This window comes from Arthrobacter phoenicis (assembly GCF_047238215.1).
Lineage (GTDB): Bacteria > Actinomycetota > Actinomycetes > Actinomycetales > Micrococcaceae > Arthrobacter.
Genome location: NZ_JBDFMK010000001.1, coordinates 2,078,770 through 2,095,120 on the forward strand (window position 1 = coordinate 2,078,770; position 16,351 = coordinate 2,095,120).

21 protein-coding genes are annotated in these 16,351 nt (G+C 69.3%); 10 read left to right on the forward strand and 11 right to left on the reverse strand.

Going from position 1 to position 16,351, the window contains the following annotated elements; all coding sequences use genetic code 11:
• Window positions 1-18: 18 nt before the first annotated feature.
• Window positions 19-348 carry a hypothetical protein gene (locus tag ABC337_RS09710; RefSeq protein WP_412884145.1) on the reverse strand — a complete coding sequence of 110 codons (330 nt, stop codon included), beginning with the start codon at window positions 346-348 and terminating at the stop codon, window positions 19-21.
• Between the two features lie 183 nt (window positions 349-531).
• Here ABC337_RS09710 and ABC337_RS09715 point away from each other — a divergent pair, with 183 nt between their 5' ends.
• Window positions 532-1,380, forward strand: a complete 849-nt coding sequence (locus ABC337_RS09715) for a methyltransferase domain-containing protein (protein WP_412884144.1) — start codon at window positions 532-534, stop codon at window positions 1,378-1,380.
• 36 nt (window positions 1,381-1,416) lie between these two features.
• Here ABC337_RS09715 and bcp read toward each other — a convergent pair whose 3' ends face one another.
• The 3 genes from bcp to ABC337_RS09730 all read right to left on the reverse strand — a co-directional run bounded on the left by bcp (window position 1,417) and on the right by ABC337_RS09730 (window position 2,957).
• On the reverse strand, window positions 1,417-1,893 hold the full coding sequence (gene bcp / locus ABC337_RS09720) for a thioredoxin-dependent thiol peroxidase (protein ID WP_412884143.1): 477 nt from the start codon (window positions 1,891-1,893) through the stop codon (window positions 1,417-1,419).
• An 82-nt stretch (window positions 1,894-1,975) separates the two neighbouring features.
• Entirely contained in the window at window positions 1,976-2,782 is an 807-nt protein-coding gene (locus ABC337_RS09725) for a hydroxypyruvate isomerase family protein (protein ID WP_412884142.1), read from the reverse strand.
• Between the two features lie 10 nt (window positions 2,783-2,792).
• Window positions 2,793-2,957 (reverse strand): hypothetical protein, encoded by a 165-nt coding sequence (locus ABC337_RS09730; RefSeq protein WP_412884141.1) that lies wholly within the window; start codon window positions 2,955-2,957, stop codon window positions 2,793-2,795.
• A 73-nt stretch (window positions 2,958-3,030) separates the two neighbouring features.
• On the opposite strand from ABC337_RS09730, the gene ABC337_RS09735 reads away from it, so the two are divergent.
• Window positions 3,031-4,014, forward strand: coding sequence for an aldo/keto reductase (locus tag ABC337_RS09735; RefSeq protein WP_412884140.1), 984 nt, complete (start codon window positions 3,031-3,033; stop codon window positions 4,012-4,014).
• 3 nt (window positions 4,015-4,017) lie between these two features.
• Here ABC337_RS09735 and ABC337_RS09740 read toward each other — a convergent pair whose 3' ends face one another.
• On the reverse strand, window positions 4,018-4,542 hold the full coding sequence (locus ABC337_RS09740) for a DUF488 domain-containing protein (protein WP_412884139.1): 525 nt from the start codon (window positions 4,540-4,542) through the stop codon (window positions 4,018-4,020).
• Window positions 4,543-4,589: 47 nt separating this feature from the next.
• Here ABC337_RS09740 and ABC337_RS09745 point away from each other — a divergent pair, with 47 nt between their 5' ends.
• The 3 genes from ABC337_RS09745 (at window position 4,590) to ABC337_RS09755 (ending at window position 6,665) form a co-directional block, all read left to right on the forward strand.
• Window positions 4,590-5,240, forward strand: coding sequence for a uracil-DNA glycosylase (locus ABC337_RS09745; RefSeq protein WP_412884138.1), 651 nt, complete (start codon window positions 4,590-4,592; stop codon window positions 5,238-5,240).
• 65 nt (window positions 5,241-5,305) lie between these two features.
• Window positions 5,306-5,545 carry a hypothetical protein gene (locus ABC337_RS09750; protein WP_412884137.1) on the forward strand — a complete coding sequence of 80 codons (240 nt, stop codon included), beginning with the start codon at window positions 5,306-5,308 and terminating at the stop codon, window positions 5,543-5,545.
• Window positions 5,546-5,648: 103 nt separating this feature from the next.
• Window positions 5,649-6,665, forward strand: a complete 1,017-nt coding sequence (locus ABC337_RS09755) for a serine hydrolase (RefSeq protein WP_412884136.1) — start codon at window positions 5,649-5,651, stop codon at window positions 6,663-6,665.
• A 29-nt stretch (window positions 6,666-6,694) separates the two neighbouring features.
• On the opposite strand, the gene ABC337_RS09760 is transcribed toward ABC337_RS09755, so the two are convergent.
• Window positions 6,695-7,531 carry an alpha/beta fold hydrolase gene (locus ABC337_RS09760; protein WP_412884135.1) on the reverse strand — a complete coding sequence of 279 codons (837 nt, stop codon included), beginning with the start codon at window positions 7,529-7,531 and terminating at the stop codon, window positions 6,695-6,697.
• A gap of 192 nt (window positions 7,532-7,723) precedes the next feature.
• On the opposite strand from ABC337_RS09760, the gene ABC337_RS09765 reads away from it, so the two are divergent.
• Complete coding sequence (locus ABC337_RS09765) at window positions 7,724-7,885, forward strand: hypothetical protein (protein ID WP_412884134.1); 162 nt, start codon at window positions 7,724-7,726, stop codon at window positions 7,883-7,885.
• 67 nt (window positions 7,886-7,952) lie between these two features.
• Here the strand turns inward: ABC337_RS09765 and ABC337_RS09770 are convergent, their stop codons facing one another.
• Together ABC337_RS09770 and ABC337_RS09775 are read right to left on the reverse strand one after the other, a co-directional pair.
• Window positions 7,953-8,957: an IS481 family transposase gene (locus ABC337_RS09770; RefSeq protein ID WP_412882958.1), complete on the reverse strand. Its 1,005-nt coding sequence runs from the start codon at window positions 8,955-8,957 to the stop codon at window positions 7,953-7,955.
• Window positions 8,958-9,075: 118 nt separating this feature from the next.
• The gene (locus ABC337_RS09775; protein ID WP_412884133.1) at window positions 9,076-10,050 is read right to left on the reverse strand and encodes a serine hydrolase; all 975 of its coding nucleotides are present in this window, start codon (window positions 10,048-10,050) and stop codon (window positions 9,076-9,078) included.
• Between the two features lie 182 nt (window positions 10,051-10,232).
• Between ABC337_RS09775 and ABC337_RS09780 the strand changes: the two genes are divergently transcribed.
• Complete coding sequence (locus ABC337_RS09780; RefSeq protein WP_412884132.1) at window positions 10,233-11,153, forward strand: 2-hydroxyacid dehydrogenase; 921 nt, start codon at window positions 10,233-10,235, stop codon at window positions 11,151-11,153.
• 83 nt (window positions 11,154-11,236) lie between these two features.
• The gene (locus ABC337_RS09785) at window positions 11,237-11,428 is read left to right on the forward strand and encodes a hypothetical protein (RefSeq protein WP_412884131.1); all 192 of its coding nucleotides are present in this window, start codon (window positions 11,237-11,239) and stop codon (window positions 11,426-11,428) included.
• 8 nt (window positions 11,429-11,436) lie between these two features.
• Here the strand turns inward: ABC337_RS09785 and ABC337_RS09790 are convergent, their stop codons facing one another.
• From ABC337_RS09790 to ABC337_RS09800, 3 genes are read right to left on the reverse strand one after another with little or no spacing between them, the layout of a single operon-like run.
• On the reverse strand, window positions 11,437-11,880 hold the full coding sequence (locus ABC337_RS09790) for a YdeI/OmpD-associated family protein (protein ID WP_412884130.1): 444 nt from the start codon (window positions 11,878-11,880) through the stop codon (window positions 11,437-11,439).
• Window positions 11,881-11,882: 2 nt separating this feature from the next.
• Window positions 11,883-12,572: a haloacid dehalogenase type II gene (locus ABC337_RS09795; protein ID WP_412884129.1), complete on the reverse strand. Its 690-nt coding sequence runs from the start codon at window positions 12,570-12,572 to the stop codon at window positions 11,883-11,885.
• Window positions 12,569-13,513: a LysR family transcriptional regulator gene (locus ABC337_RS09800; RefSeq protein WP_412884128.1), complete on the reverse strand. Its 945-nt coding sequence runs from the start codon at window positions 13,511-13,513 to the stop codon at window positions 12,569-12,571. Before ABC337_RS09800 ends, ABC337_RS09795 begins: the two co-directional genes overlap by 4 nt.
• Before the next feature lie 116 nt (window positions 13,514-13,629).
• Here ABC337_RS09800 and ABC337_RS09805 point away from each other — a divergent pair, with 116 nt between their 5' ends.
• Window positions 13,630-14,787, forward strand: a complete 1,158-nt coding sequence (locus ABC337_RS09805) for a PrpF domain-containing protein (protein WP_412893305.1) — start codon at window positions 13,630-13,632, stop codon at window positions 14,785-14,787.
• Between the two features lie 59 nt (window positions 14,788-14,846).
• Window positions 14,847-16,286: a C4-dicarboxylate transporter DctA gene (gene dctA / locus ABC337_RS09810; protein ID WP_412884126.1), complete on the forward strand. Its 1,440-nt coding sequence runs from the start codon at window positions 14,847-14,849 to the stop codon at window positions 16,284-16,286.
• Window positions 16,287-16,351: the final 65 nt, after the last annotated feature.

A 16,351-nucleotide genomic window follows, 5' to 3' on the forward strand; every position in this document is an offset into this window, starting at 1 on the left:
GGCCCCTTCGCTGCCTGCTTAGGCGCGGTCTTCGTCCTCGGTGTCCGGCACCGAATCGGGGACGGATTCGACGACGGCGCTCTCGGACCGCCGCACGCTGACCCGGTCCAGGATCAGCGCGACGATGGCGCCGACAATCGCTCCGCCGGCGATGCAGAAGGTCAGGAAGAACCCGAAGACGGCGTTGGCGTCGTAGCTCTGGTCGCTGGTGGGGATCCCATAGGCGATCACTGCTGCCACGACGATGCCCAGCAGGCCGCCCGCGATGAGGAACGGGACGTACTTCGGAGCGCGCCGGACGGTCACGGATCGGCGTTCGGGCGCTACGGGGGTGTCTTCGGGAGCCATGCCTTTAAGCCTACTGTCCTCCGGCCGGTGCGGATTCCGCGCCGATACCGGACCTGCGCGGCCCGGACCCGGGGCGCGCCCGTCCGTTTCCGCAGCGGGAAAAGGGCCCCTAGCGTGCGACGGTCCCCGGAGAGCAGACTGGTCTGCGGGGGAGGGTGCGGTCCGGACTGTGAGGGAAGCACCATGTCAGTCTCCGCGGAGAGTCTCCGGGATCAGCAGCGGGTCATCTGGGACTCCTTCGCCGCCGGTTGGAAGAAGTGGGACGCGGAGGTGCTCGGCTGGCAGGGCCCGTTCGGCGACGCCGTCCTTGAGGACGCCCGTCTGGGCCAGGACTTTGCGGTGCTGGACGTGGCCGCCGGTACGGGTGAACCCGGCTTGACTGCCGCCTCCCTGGTTCCGCAAGGCACCGTAGCGCTGACGGATATCTCCGCGGGAATGCTGCACGTGGCGGAGGAGAAGGCCGCGTCTGCCCGCTTGGAAAATGTCACTTTCACCGCCTGCGCCGCCGTGGAGCTCCCTTTTCCGGATGGCTCGTTCGACGCCGTCCTCTGCCGCTTCGGGTTCCTGTACTTCCCGGACCTGCGGGCGGCACTGGCCCGGATGGTGCGGACGGCCCGGCCCGGTGCCCGGATCAGCGCCGCGGCGTGGGGCCGGGCGGCGCAAAACCCCTGGGCAACCCTGGTCCTGGGGTCCCTCGCCCAGCATGCCGGCCTGATGCCGCCGCCTGTGTGGATGCCCGGAGTATTCCGCTGCTCCGCCCCGGGCTTCCTGCCGGCGCTGTTCCGGGAAGCGGGGCTGGCGGATGTCAGAGAGCGGTCCGTCAGCGCCGACCTGATCCACGAGTCCCCGGAGAGCTACTGGCAGTTCATGACAGACATCGCCACCACGGTGTGCCTCGGCCTGGCCCAAGCCGACCCGGAAGCGCAGTCCCTGATCCGATCCGACGTCTTCCAGATGCTGGGCCGTTACGAACACGAGGGCGCCATCCGGCTGCGCTCGACCGCGACCATCGTCTCCGGGACCCGGCCGTAGCGGGTGGGTGCCTGGCCGAACCGCGCCCGCGCCCCGCTAAACCCCCAGCTCCGCCTTCAGCGCTGCGACGTGGCCGTCGGCCTTGACTTGGTATTGCGCCAGCGTGACCTTGCCCTCCGGGTCCAGAACCACGGTGGAGCGGACGATTCCCTCGGTGATCTCGCCGCGGACCAGCTTCTCGCCCCAGGCGCCGTAGGCCAGCGCCACCGCATGGTTCTCGTCGGAGAGCAGCGGGAAGGTCAGGGCGAAGTCGCCGGTGAAGTGGGCCAGGGCGTCCGGGGCGTCGGGGGAGATGCCCAGGACCTCGTACCCGGAGCCCTCCAGCGAGGCGAGGTTGTCGCGGAAGTCGCAGGCCTCGGTGGTGCAGCCTGGGGTCGCCGCCTGCGGGTAGAAGTACACAATGACGTTCTTGCCGCGGTAATCGGCCAGCGAGACGGGCTTTCCCTCGGCGTCGGGCAGCGTGAATTCGGGGGCCGGGGTTCCGGGCTGAAGCTTGACGGGGGCCTGGCTCATGGGAGCTCCTTTGGTCGGTTGGGCCTGATCTGTGGTGCACAACACCGGCCGCCCGGACCCTATTCCGCCGCGCCGAACAGCCTTAGTGAGCGTGCCAGTCCGGTTGCCGTCGCGCCCAGTCGAAGGCGGTCTCACCGGCGGCGGTGTATTCAAGTCCCACCCGGCCGCCGTAGCCGAGTTCGCGGCTGCGACCGATCCACCGTTCCAGCGGCAGGTCACCGGTTCCCGGGGCGCCGCGGCCCGGAGCGTCGGCGATCTGGATGTGGCCGAAGTCCGCCGCGTGCGCCTCGATGACGCCGTCGACGTCGTCGCCGTTGACAGCGAGGTGGTAGAAATCGGCCAGCAGCCGGACGTTTTCGGCCCCGGTCTCCCGCTGCACCCGGCCGATCACGTCCAGCGCGTCCGCCGCGTGGCGCAGTGGATAGTGCGGGGCGTTGCTGACCGGTTCGAGCAGCACGGTCCCGCCGATCCGCCCCACCGCCGCGGCCGCCGCGGCGAGGTTAGCGACGGCCAGGTCGTCCTGGACGTGGGTCGCGAGGCCGTCCTGGCGGTTGCCGTACAAGGCGTTGAAGAGCGTGCAGCCGAGCCGCCCGCCGATGCCCGCGACGACGTCGGCGTTGTCCCGGAATTCCGCCTCCCGGCCCGGCCACGACACCAGGCCCCGGTCCCCGTCGGGCATGTCCCCGGCGTTGAAGTTCAGACCTGTCAGCTGCACCCCGGCGTCTTTGATGGCGCGCTCAAACCTGGTCACCTCGGCGTCGCCGGGCACGGACGAGGCGAACGGCCACCAGAACTCGACGGCGTCGAAGCCGGCGGCCCGCGCCGCGGCCGGGCGTTCCAGCAGCGGCAGTTCTGTGAGGAGGATCGAGCAGTTCACCGTGAACGTCATGGCGGTGCTCCTAGCGGCGCTTGCGCGGGTCGCGGCGCGCGGCCAGGCCCGCCAAGGCCCCGACAGCGACGCCGATGAGCAGCCCGGTGAAGGGCTTGTCCGCGGTGGCCACCCCGACCGCATAGCCGATGGCCGCACCGATGAGCATCCCGATCCACAGCGACTCGTATTTCACAGGCTCAGGCTAGCAAGCCCGCCGCCGGTGCCCGACGTGTTCCACTGTCGGTACCCGGGCCTATAGTCGGACCATGGAACAGCGACTCTTAGGCAAGACCGGTAGGAATGTCTCCGTGATCGGGCTGGGGACCTGGCAGCTTGGTGCGGACTGGGGCACCGTTGACACGGCGGAAGCGCAGGCCATCCTCGGCGCCTCGGCGGAGGCCGGCGTGACGTTCTTCGACACCGCGGACGTCTACGGGGACGGCCGGAGCGAGCAGGCCATCGGCGCCTTCCTCGCGGCGAATCCGGACTTGGACATCACCGTGGCCACCAAGATGGGCCGACGGGTGGAGCAGCGGCCGGAAAATTACACCCTGGAGAATTTCCGGGCGTGGACGGACCGTTCCCGCCGCAACCTCGGCGTAGACCGGCTGGATCTGGTCCAGCTGCACTGCCCGCCCACGGCCGTCTACAGCAACGCCGAGGTTTACGATGCGCTGGACACGCTCGTGGCGGAGGGCGCCATCCGTCACTACGGCGTCAGCGTGGAGCGGGTGGACGAGGCCATGGAGGCGCTCCGGCATGAGGGCACTGCCACTGTACAGATCATCCTGAACGCGTTCCGGCTCAAGCCTCTGGATGAGTTGCTCCCGGCTGCCCAGGCGGCGGGCGTCGGCATCATCACCCGCGTGCCGCTTGCATCCGGGCTGCTCTCGGGCAAGTACACGCCGGAGACCACCTTCGCCGCGGATGATCACCGCAACTACAACCGGACCGGCTCCGCGTTCGACGTCGGGGAGACGTTCTCCGGCGTGGATTTCGCGGAGGGGCTGAAGGCGGTGGCGGAGTTCGAGCAGCTGGTGCCCGACGGCGTCACCACCGCCCAGGCGGCACTCGCCTGGGTCGCGGCGCAGGACGGCGTCAGCACGGTGATCCCGGGCGCCCGCAGCGTCGAACAAGCCCGGGCCAACGCCGAGGCGGCGTCTGTCCGCGGCATTGACGCCACGTTCGACGTCGGCGTCCACGAAATCTACGACCGCTACTTCCGGGCGGCGATCCACCCGCGCTGGTAGCGGCTATTCGGGCGGATACCAGAGCCGGCGGCCCTCGACCCGGGCGAAGGAGGCAAGCGAATGGGGCTTGGCGGACGTCGCGGACATGATGTCCTGAACCGCTGCGCCACGGACCAGAAGCGCGTCGCCGATCAGGGAGCGGTGGCACCGCCACGGGACCGCCTCGGCGCACATGATCGCCGCGTCGCCGTGCCGTCCCCGTTCCAGCAGTTCGTCTATGGCGGCGGCGAACTCCGGCGTCTGCATGTAGTCCGCGTAGCCCCGGAACGAGGCGTTGCGCCAGGCCCCGTTGGGACTGTCCTTGGTTGTATGCCGGAGGCCGCCGAGCGACGACATCCGCCGGTACGTGATTCCGCGGCCGCGGACGCTGGCAGCGAGCTCGTCCGCGTTGAACTGGGGATTGTGCCGCGACTTCGGGACAGTCCGGACGTCGATGAGTTTCTTGATGCCGTGGGCTGTGAGGATGTCGATGAAGTCGTCGATGGGATGAGTGGAGTGGCCCACCGTGAAGATGGTCGTGTCCGTCATGACCCCATGTTAGGCCCAGCTCCCGCGCACGCTTTGGGCGGGTGCCCATGACGACGGCGGCAATCAGCCGGTTCGTGGGGCGGCTGGCTGCCGCGGAAATGCGGCCGGCCTGCAACAACTTCTTCGCCGACACCGTTCCCGCGAACGCCGTCCGGCGTCGGAACCTGGAGCTGTACCTGCAGGCGCTGCTCGACCGGCGGCCACCGGTGTTGCTGCTGGGTGAGGCGCCGGGTTTCCGCGGCATGCGGCTCACCGGCGTGCCGTTCACCAACCGGGTCATGTTCAGCGGAGCGCCCAACCACTTCGGCCTGTTCGGCAAGGACCAGGGCTACGAACTCCCGCCGGAGGCTGCCGGGGTTGCCGCCGAGCCGACCGCCACCGTGATGTGGGAGGTCCTCGCCGAACTCGACTTCCTGCCCCTGCTCTGGAGCGCCTGCCCCTGGCACACCCACCGGCCGGGCCAACCGCAGTCCAACCGCACCCCGACGGCGGCGGAAGCGGCGGCGGGCATCCCCTTCCGGGAGGAACTGATGGCGCTCTTCGGCATCACCACCGTGGTGGCAGTCGGCAACATCGCCCACCGGAGCCTGCTCCGCAGCGGCGTCCACGCCCCGAAAATCCGACACCCGGCCCACGGCGGCCGGGCGGAATTCAAGCGCGGGCTGGAGGAACTGTTCGACGCCGGGATGCCCCGGTAGCCGCCCGCCCCGGGGACGACGGGGCTAGGGTGGGGTAAACGCCAGCCGCGGACGAAAGGCACACCATGAGCGACCCGAACCAGCCCGGAACCGAACCCGCCGGCCTGCGCGGCCCCGGCGACCCGGACGCCGCCCCGAACGAACAGCCGCAGCCGGAAGCGGAGGCCGCAGGGAACATCCGCGAGGAGCAGATGACCCAGGCCGCGGGCACCGTCCCGGCAGCCTACGTCGGCCCCGGTGAGCCAGGCCACGAAGACAAACCCGAGGACGCCGCGGCCGAAGGCACCTGGGACGACGAGGTCTAGCCACCAGGCTGCATGTGGGTCGGGGCCGCGACCCGGTGCACCGGGCAGCCATACCCCAGCTGTTTCATAGCTCCGGCATAGCTTCGAGGGCTAGCTTGTCCCCATGGAAGAGAGCACGTCCCGGCAGGGCCGCACCACCACATCGGCCCGCAGACCCGGGCCGACGCCCTCCCGGACTTTCCGGCGCCGACGGGCTGTCGTCCTCGCGGGCTCGACCCTCCTGCTGGGCGCGCTGCTGACCACCGGCATCCATGCCCTCGCGAACTCCCGCGTGGCGCCGTCGTCGCCCGTGGCTGCGGCCGCTCCGACGGTGAACGCGCCGGCCCCCGCTTCCCCGGCAACGCCGGCGCCCGCCTCCGCCGTCGCCGCCCCGGCGGCCGCTTCCGCTGCCGCCGCTCCCGCTGTTTCCACTGCCAACCCTGCGGGCACGATCGACGCCGGCCTCGACGCGAAGATCAATGCCATCATCGACGCCAACCCCGAGTACCAGATCGGCGTCGCGCTGCAGGACATCACGGCCGGCGACGAGGTGCACCAATACGGCGTGGAAGAGCAGTTCGAAGCCGCCAGCACCGCGAAAGTCCTGGCCGCGGCCGCCTACTACCACCTGGTGGAAACCGGTGAGGCGACCCTGACCGGAACCCTCGGCGCCTACTCCGCTGGCTTCCAGCTCCAGGCGATGATCCAGCAGAGCGACAACGACTCCTGGTCCCTGATCATGGACGCGATCGGCCACAGCAACCTCTCCGACTACGCGTCCGCGCTGGGCATCCAGTACACCCCGGAGAGCAACACCCTGGCGCCGGCGGACACGGCCCGCATCCTGACCGACCTCTACTCCGGCAAGCTGCTGGACCCCGCGGACACCTCCCAGCTGCTGTCAACCATGCAGGACACCAACGACGAGACCCTGATCCCGGCCGCCGTCCCCGCCGGCATCACGGTGTTTCACAAGTACGGCCTGCTCGGCGGCGAACTGCACGACGCCGGCATCCTCGCCAAGGACGGCCGCGCCTACGCCCTGGTGGTCTACACGAAGGGCGACGACCTGGACAGCGTCCCCGAAAGGACCGACATCATCCACCAGATCACCGGTGCGGTGGCCGGCACCCTGTTCTGACCCCAGGAACCGGCGCGGAGAGCCGGAGGCTACTTCGCCAGGAAGCCCAGCAGTGCCTCGTTGACCTCGGCGGCGTGGGTCCAGAGCATGCCGTGCGGCGCGCCTTCGATCTCGATGTACTCCGCGCTCGGCAGGGCCTTGGCGAAGCGCCGCCCGGTGGCATCGATCGGCAGAATGTTGTCGGCGGTGCCGTGCACAATCAGGGAAGGGACATCGATTTTGGCGACGTCGGCGCGGAAGTCGGTCAGCCAGGTGGGCTGGGCGGCGACCGACGCGGTGGGGCCGGCCGTGCTGGCCAGGTTCCACCCGGCACGCATGACCTCCTCGCTGAGCCGCGGGGTGCCCAGGAAGGAGTCGCTGTTGTAGAAATTCTTGAAGAACTCGGTGAAGAACGCGTACCGGTCCGCGGTGACCGCCTCAAGCAGGCCGTCGAACACGGACTGCGGCACGCCGTCGGGGTTGTCGTCCGCCTGGAGCAGGTAGGGCTCCAGCGAGCCGAGGAAGACGGCCTTCGCCACCCGGGACGAGCCGTACCGGCCCAGGTACCGGCCAACCTCGCCGGTGCCCATCGAGAAGCCGACCAGGACGGCGTCGTTCAAGTCCAGCCCGTTCATCAGGGTGTCCAGGTCGGCGGCGAACGTGTCGTAGTCATAGCCGTGGGTGGGCTTGCTGGACTTGCCGAAGCCGCGGCGGTCGTAGGTAATCACACGGTAGCCTGCGGAGAGCAGCGCAGTAGTCTGCTTCTCCCAGGATGAGCCGTCCAACGGGTAGCCGTGGATCAGGACTACGGGCTGGCCGCTGCCGTGATCCTCGTAGTAAAGCTCGACGTCGGTGGTGTTCTCGGTGCCAACCTTGATGTAAGCCATGGAGCGGTCCTCTCGGTACTGTCGTGCTCTGATCTGTACGGTCTGACGTCTCTGCGGGCAGCTGCGCCGCTGAAGGGAAGCGCCCGCTGAAGGGGATCAACGACCGGTGGCGGCCGGCTGTTCCTGTGTCTTGCGGAAAATACCCCTGGGGGTATACTGAAGCTACGAAGACCTACAACAAGGGAGTAGCGAATGTGCCGTGCAGTGACCTGCAAGAAATGCGGAAAGACCACCTGGGCCGGCTGTGGCCAGCACGTTGACCAGGTGATGCGCGGCGTCAAGGCCGCGGGCCGCTGCAAGGGCCACGAGAACGAGCCCAAGACCGGATTCTTCGCCAAGCTCTTCGGCCGCTGATCCCTCGGTGCGGGCGCCCCTGAACCGGGCGCCCGCAGCTTAGCGACGCCGGGGCCAGCTAGCTGTACTAACCCGGTTGGTTAGTGACGCGGGTGTTGGGCGAGGCGCCCTTGAGTGCGGTGTGGGGCCTGCGGTGATTGTAGTACTCGAGGAAGTCCGGGTAGCAGGCTTGCCGTTCGGTTTCTGAGGTGTAGGTCTTCGCGTAGGCCCATTCCTCTTGGAGGATGCGGTTGAAGCGTTCGACCTTGCCGTTGGTTTGCGGCCTGTAGGGGCGGGTGCGTTTGTGGCTGATGCCTGTTTCTGCCAGGACAGCGGCAAACGCCCGGGATCGGTAGCAGGAACCGTTGTCCGTGAGTACCCGCTGGATCTTGACGCCGCGGTCGGCGAACGCGGCGATGGCGTTGCGCATGAATGCCGAGGCGGTTTCCTTGGTTTCATCGGGCAGGATCTCGGAGTACACAAACCGGGAGTGGTCATCCAGGGCGTGGTGCAGGAAGGTGTAACCCCGGACCTGGCCCCGGTCCTTGCGCCGGCCATCGGCGAGGTTCCTGGCCCGGGAGTTCGCCTCGCCCTGAACCCGCCCGTGGACGCGGTGCCCGCCGCCGTTGGGGATACGGCCCAGTTTCTTAATATCCACGTGGATCATCTCCCCGGGCCGGGGGTATTCATACCGGCGGGCACGCTCACGGCCGCGGACCCGGATCCCCGTGGCAGGGTCAGTGAACCGCAGCGGCGGGCACAGGTACCGGGTCAGGATGCGGTGGACCGTGGAGACGTTCAGATGCAGGCAGTACGCGATCCGGGCCGGACCCCACCGCCGGCTCACCCGCAACCCGAGCACACGCCGCTCGGTGCGGACCGGGGTCCGGTGCGGGCAGGTCAGCGGCCGGCTCCTGCGGTCCTCCAGGCCCTCTTCGCCCAGCTCCCGGTACCGTCGGGACCAGCGCGCCGCCGTCGGGACAGAGACATTGAACCGCTCCGCGGCCCGCCGCAACGGCCACCCATCAACCACGATGCACCGGGCCAGCTGCAGACGCCCCGCATGGGCCAGAAACGCGTTACGGTGGGACACGAGGACCTCCTGGTTTGTGTTCGCTCTCGACAAGCACCACACAACACCCGGAGGTCCTCTTATTGCTTCACATCAATCCCGTGTCACCAACCTGCCGGGACAGTACAGCTAGCTCGCCCTATCGACGGAACAGCGCCCCGGTGACCGCCGTCGTCAGTTCGTGGAAGACTTCGATCCGCTCCGGGCTGTCGGCGTCGGATCCGCCCCAGGTGTAGATCGCCACGGCGTAGGCGGCGTTCCCGGAGCTGAGCACGGCGGCGTCGTGCACGAACCCCTCGAGCAGACCGTACTTGTGGCTCACCGTCACCCCCTCCGGGACCGCTGCGGGGATGAGTTCCTCGTCGTTGGTGTGCTGCATGAAGCCCAGCAGTTCCTCGGTGTGCTCGGGGCTGAGCAACTGCCCGGCGTAGAGCTGCTTGAGCAGTGACGCCATCTCGACGGGGGTCAGCAGGTTCTTTTCCGGGTCGTAGCTGATGCCGATCGACGCCGCGTACTTGATCAGCTCCGGGTACCCGATGTCGTTCATCAGCAGCAGCCAGGAATCGTCGCTGCTGGTGTTGACCATCGCCTGGATCTGGAAACCGGCGTCGTAGCTGCCCAGCGGGGTGTCCAGCGAGCGTTCACCCCGCTCCACCAGGGCGTAATACGCCACCGCCGTCAGGATTTTGGCGGTGCTGGCGGCGGTGTAATCGGCCGTGTCGCCGAAGCGCTGCGGCTCGCCGCCCCGGGTGTCCTGCACGACGACGCCGATCCGGTAGTCGGGATTCTCGGCCAGGATCCGCTTGATCTCGCCGGAGAGGTCGACGGCGGCGGGCGGCGGCGTATTCACCTTGACGTCCCGGGCGGGCAGGGGCTGCAGCTGGCTCTTCAGCGTGGCCCAGAAGTCGGTCTTAGGCTCCGGTCCGGTGCGCACCGTTCCCACGGTGATGGCCCCGGCCAGGACCAGGGCCGTGGTGGACCACACCGCCAAAATCCGGCGCCGCGCCCGGACGCGCGGGCTGACCCGCGGCCCACCGGATGGCGCCATTCCGGCACCCCCGCTACCCACCCGTGAGCTTTCCGGTTCGGGCTTGCCGGGTGCGGGGGAGTTCATGGTGCGTGGCCTTTCACGTGCAGGCCTGGGCGGCAGGCCGGGGGATGCCTCGAATCTAGGCCCGGGCTGCGGTGAAGTCCACGCCCCACGCGGCGCGGCCCAGTGGGTGTGGGCCAACTCCCAGCTTCCCGCCTGGCGGACGCTGCGCGCCGTGGTCGGACCGTACGGTTAGGCTGGCTGCCATGCCTAGGAAAATCACTGTCTCCCTGCCGGATGCCACCCTGCGCGACTACCTCACCCCTGACCCGGACGTCACGGTCCTGGAGTGGGACCTCTCCGGCGAACCGCCCATGCCGCGGCTCGACATCGTGGTGCCGCCGTACATGGGCGGCCCGGCCGTGCTGCGCGGCCTGGAGGGCGTCGAGACGGGGCTGGTGCAGAGCCAGTCGATCGGGTACGACGGCGTGGCGGAGTTCCTGCCGAACGGCCACGTCTTCGCCAACGCCGCCAGCGTGCACGAGACCTCCACTGCGGAACTGACCCTGGCACTGATCCTGGCCAGCCAGCGCGAGTTCCCCCGCCTCCTGCAGAACCAGCGGGAACGCCGCTGGGAGGGCCGGCCCACGGCCAGCCTGGCGGACCAGCGCGTGCTGATCGTCGGCTACGGCGGCGTGGGCAAGGCCATCGAGGACCGGCTCCTGCCGTTCGAGACCACGGTGACCCGGGTGGCCAGCCGCGCCCGGACCGATGGCCGCGGGCATATCCACGGCATCGACGAACTCCACGACCTGCTGCCGAAGCACGACATCGTCATTGTCGGCGTCCCGCTCAGCGACTCAACCCGGCACCTGATCGACGACGCGTTCCTCTCCGCCATGCCCGACGGCGCCCTGCTGGTCAACATCGCCCGCGGCCCGGTGGCTGACACCGACGCGCTGGTCAAGCACACCTCCGCCGGCCGGATACGCGCCGCCGTCGACGTCACCGACCCTGAGCCCCTACCCGCCGACCACCCTCTCTGGGAAATCCCCGGTGTCATCATCACCCCGCATGTGGGCGGCGCCTCCGCCGCGATGCGCCCCCGGATGGGCAAGCTGCTGCAGCGCCAGATCGACCTGATGCTGGCCGGCGAACCGCCCATTAACGTGGTGCTGAACAGCTAAGCCGCGCAGGAAACTGCAAGGAACCCTCTGCCGGGCTAGTCGCGCCCGAGCCCGGTTGAACCGGTCTTCGGCCGGGCGCGGACGTGCATCCGCTCGCCCTGTTGGCCGAACAGGCTGATCAACTCGACCGGCCGGCCGTCGGCGCTGGCAAAAGGCGCTTCGGCCCCTTCTCCGCCGCCTCGGAGGATGCGGTCTTCAAGGCCGTGCTGGGGCAGCGGCGCTACGGACTGGAGGTCCGGGGAGGAGCCGGGAACGACGCCGGAAACCGCTACTGACGGGGAAGCTACTTCTTCCCGGCCCGGAGGTCGGCCACCACCTTGGCCACGCGGCGGGCCCGGGTCTCCGCGGTCTTCGCGTCCGCCAGCGGCTCCACGTACCGGCGCTGGCTGCTGTAGTTCAGCGTCGCGTAAAACGCCTTCGCCTCCGAGTCCGCCTCCAGCGCGGCGGCCAGGTCCTCCGGGACCTCGACGACGCGCGGCTGGGTGTCCACCTCGACGTCGACCTCCACGGTGTCGCCGCCGGACACCCCGGTGAGAGCCCGGTTGGCGGCGCTGACGCCGATCATGTTCTGCCCGCCCATCACGGCGATGCTGCTGCGATAGCTGGCACCGTTAATTGTCACCACCACGGGCGGTTTCCGGCCGGCGCCCAGGGCGTCGACCACCTCCTGCGGCACGACGATGCCGGTCTTGGTGGCGCTGCCCTGGATGGTGGTGGTGAATTTCATCCTCACAGTATGCCCCCGGAGGACGCCAGAGCCGCCGGAAGATCCGTCAAGGCCGCCACCGTGACGTCCGGTGCCGCGAAATGGGCGGGGTACCCGTGGCCGGACCGGTTCAGCCATGCGGTCCTGAGCCCGGCCCGGGCCGCGCCGTTAATATCCCAGGGGTGGACGGCCACCAGCATCATCTCGCCCGGGGCCGCCCCGGTTGCCGCCGCCGCGTACTCGTAGGAGGATCGGGCGGGTTTCCAGGCGGGCGCATCCTCCACCGAGAGCAGCGCCTCGAACGCGTCCCGGATCCCGGCGTCGTCCAACAGTTTCCCGGCGATCCGTGCCGAACCGTTGCTCAGCGTGACCAGCCGGAATCCGGCGTCGGCCAGGGACCGGATCCCGCCCGCGACATCCGGGTGGACACCCAGGCTGCCGAAGCCGTCCATCACGTGCTGCACCGCGTCCTCAAGCGGACGGTTCAGTTCCACCCCGGCGAACAGCTCCCGCAGGACGGCCGCGCCGATCTCGGCGAAGCCCTGGTTATCGCCGGCCGCGGCCAGCGCGAAGCCGTCCCGCAGCAGGGAGGCGAACCAGGCCGGGGACAGCTCCGGCGGCGCTCCCACCGCGGCGAAGCGGCCGCCCATCGGCGACATGTCGGACAAGGTCTCGTTGACGTCAAAGACGATGACGGAAAGCGGTGCGGTCATTGCTGCTCCTCGGTTGCCGGTGTCTCCGTTATACGCCCCGCGGCCCGGCGCTTCGCCGTCGACCGGAAAACCGCGGCGGCCTGCTGCGCCGCCGGGCTCAGCCTGCGGTTGGCCAGCTGGGCCAGGAGGATCCGGCGTTTCGGAGCGCCGGCGAGGGGGACGGCGACGACGTCGGGCCGCAGCGCGCTGAGCGCGAGCTGCGGTGCCAGGGCGATCCCGATACCGGCGGCCACCATGCCCTGGGTTTCCTGGTAATCGTTGGCGTCGAAGGCGATCCGCGGCTCGAATCCCGCCTCGCGGCAGACCCGGCGGAGCACGTCCGCTACGGGGTGCTCGTCCCGGACGATCCACTCCTGGTCCCGCAGCGTCTCGATCCGCACGGACTTCTTCCCGGCCAGCGGGTGGTCGCGCTGCACCAGCAGCATGGTGGGGTCGTTCATCAGCCGGACCAGGGAGAGGTCCTCGTCCGCGATCTCCTGCCAGGGGTAGTCCCAGAGCAGGGTCAGTTCGACGTCGCGGCGGCGCAGCGACTCCAGCAGCCCCTCGCGCCGGGCGCTGATCACCGTCACTGCCACGTCCGGATGCCGCGCCCGGAACGCCAGCACCACGTCCGGCATCAGCGAGGCGCCCACCGTGGGGAAGGTGCCCATCCGCAGCTGCCCCCGGCGGAGCCCGGCGAACTCGTCCATCTCCGCCCGGGCCGCCTCAATGGTCCGGTCGATGTCGTCCGCGTAGCCCACCAGCGCCAGCCCGGCCTCGGTCAAAACCACGCCACGCGGTTGCCGGTCCACCAGTGAAACGCCCACCTCGTGTTCGAGCTTCGCGATCTGCTGGGACACCGCCGAGGTGGTGAAGGACAAGGCCGCCGCCGCGGAGGTCAGGGACCCGGAACGGTGCACCTCGCGGAGCAGGTGGAGCCGGTGAAGATCAAGCTTTGCCATCCCCTGACTTTAGCAAAAGTGAACAGGCGTCGAATTTATCGTGATTGTGCTGAAGTCTCGACTGCCGGATCGTAGATGGGGAAGCGCAGGGATGCGCGATGAACCATCTGCACCACATGAAGGAGAACACCGTGGGACTGCGAGGCCACTGGTATCGGGGCGGGACCAGCAAATGCTGGTTGTTTGACGCGAAAGACGTCGCCCCGTTCGCAACCAACCGGGAAGAAATCCGCGAACTGCTCGCCGACGCGTTCGGCGCGACGGACGCCCGGCAGCTCGACGGCGTCGGCGGCGGCACCTCCACCACCTCCAAGGCGGCCGTCATCTGGGCCACCCCGGGGGAGGACGCGGACCTCGACTACCTGTTCGCCCAGGTGGGGATCGGGGACCGCACCGTGGAGCTCGGCTCCAACTGCGGCAACTGCGCCACCGCCATTGCCCTGTTCGCCGTGCAGACGGGCATAGTCCCCGCCGCCGACGGACTCACCCGGGTCCGGATGCGCAACCTCAACACCGGCGCAGTGCTCAGCGGCACCGTCCCCACCCCCGGCGGTACCATCCCGAAGTCCGGACTGGCCCGGGTTCCCGGCAGCTCCGCCGTCGGCGTCCCCGTCAGCTTGTCCTTCCACGGCCCCTGGGGCCGCAGCACCGGCGCTGTCCTGCCCACGGACGCCCCGGCGGACAGCATCGACCTCGGCCCACGCTCCGTGGCGGCCACGCTGGTGGACGCCGGTGCCCCGGCCGTCCTGATCCCGGCCGACGAGGCGGGCGTCGACCTCTCCGACATGACCGGCAACCTCTCCGGGCAGCTCGGCACCCTGGTGGCGGCCCGGGCCGCCGCGGGCCTGATGATGGGTCTCCGGAAGCCCGAGGACCCGCCGCAGAACGCGGTCCCCAAGGTCGGCGTCGTCGCCGGACCCGGCGACTACACCGCCGCGGACGGGACCCTGGTCCCCGCGGACTCCCACGACCTGCGGGTCCGCATGCTCTCCATGCTCGCCCCGCACCCGGCCATCGGCCTCACCTCCGCGGTGGCCGTCTCCCTGGCCGCCGCCCTGCCCGGATCCGTTCCGGCCGGGCTCCTCCGCCACACCCCGGAGCTCGCCCCGGGCACCTCCCGCCTGCTGCGCATCGGCACCCCCGCCGGCGTGGTCACCACGGAAGTCGTCGCCGGGGACGACGGCTCCATCACCGAAGTCGCGCTGCACCGCGCGGCCCGGCACCTCGCTACGGCCGATATTGACGTCGCCAGGTCATCTGGCATCTCCGCCTAGCACCCGTACCTGTTGCCCTGTCATCATGAGAGGGCCGCATTCAGCAAGGAAGTTGTTCAATGAAGATCAAATCCATCCTCGGGCATCTCTACGTCCAGGTCCTCATCGGCGTCGCCCTCGGCGTCCTGGTGGGCTCCCTCTGGCCGGACCTCGGCGCCGGGCTGAAACCGATCGGCGACGGCTTCGTCAAGCTGGTGAAGTTCATGATCGCCCCGATCGTCTTCTGCACGATCGTCGGCGGCATCACCTCCCTGACGGACACCAAGAAGGTCCGGCCCACCCTGCTCCGCTCCCTCGGCCTGTTCTACGCGCTGACCGCTGTGGCGCTGGCCCTGGGCCTGGCCGCGGTGATGATCATCCAGCCCGGCACCGGCATGCACATCGACCCGGCGCACCTGGACTCCTCGGTGGCGGCGAAGTACACCAGCCAGCTGCCCAGCAGCAGCCCCGTGGACTTCTTCCTGAACATCATTCCCACCACCTTCGTGGGCGCCTTCGCCGACGGTGAGGTGCTGCCCGTCCTGGTCATCGCGATGCTCTGCGGCTTCGCCTTCAGCCGGCTCGGCGCCCCCGGTCAGGTGGCCCTGAACGTGGTGAACAGCTTCAACAAGATGCTCTTCGTGGTCTTCGGCTACATCATGAAGGTCGCCCCGCTGGGTGCCTTCGGCGCCATGGCCTTCACAGTCGGCAAGTACGGCGCGCACTCCATCGGCAACCTGGGCATGCTGATCGTGGCCTTCTACGCCGCCTGCATCGTCTTCGTCGTCGTCGGTCTGGGCCTCCTCGCCCGGATCACCGGTTTCAGCCTCTGGCAGACCCTGCGCTACTTCAAGGACGAGTTCTTCATCGTGCTGGCCACCTCCTCCTCCGAACCGGTGCTGCCGCGGCTGCTCTCGAAGCTGGAACGAATCGGCTGCGACCGCAGCGTCGTGGGCCTGGTGGTCCCCACCGGCTACAGCTTCAACCTCTCCGGCACGGCCATCTACCTGACCCTCGCCTCCATGTTCATAGCCCAGGCGTGCGACATCCACCTCAGCTGGGGCCAGATTCTGGTGATGCTCGGCATGATGCTCCTGACCTCCAAGGGCGCCGCCGGCGTGACCGGCAGCGGCTTCGTGGCCCTGGTGGCGACGCTGACCGTCATGCCCACCCTCCCGGTGGCCGGCGTGGCCCTGATCGTCGGCATCGACCGATTCATGAGCGAGGCCCGCGCCCTGACCAGCACGGTCTGCAACATCGTTTCCTGCATCGCCGTCGCCAAGTGGCAGAAGTCGCTGGACACCGTGACCCTGCACCGCGAGCTCAAGGCCGGGTTCGTTCCCACCGAGGCCGACGCCGTTGCGGCCCACGCCGGGCACGGCACCGACGCTCCGGCGGGCGGCAGCGTGACGGCCCATGCCGGGCACGGCACCGAAACCCCGGTGGGCGCCGTCGCGACCCCCGGCGCCGGGCACCCGGCGGAGCCGGTCAAGGCTCCCCAGCCGGCACTCGTGCACTAGGAAACATTCCACTCTGCCCACGCCCAGCCTCCGGTCGTAAACTGACGGTCGGGCGCGCGGACTCC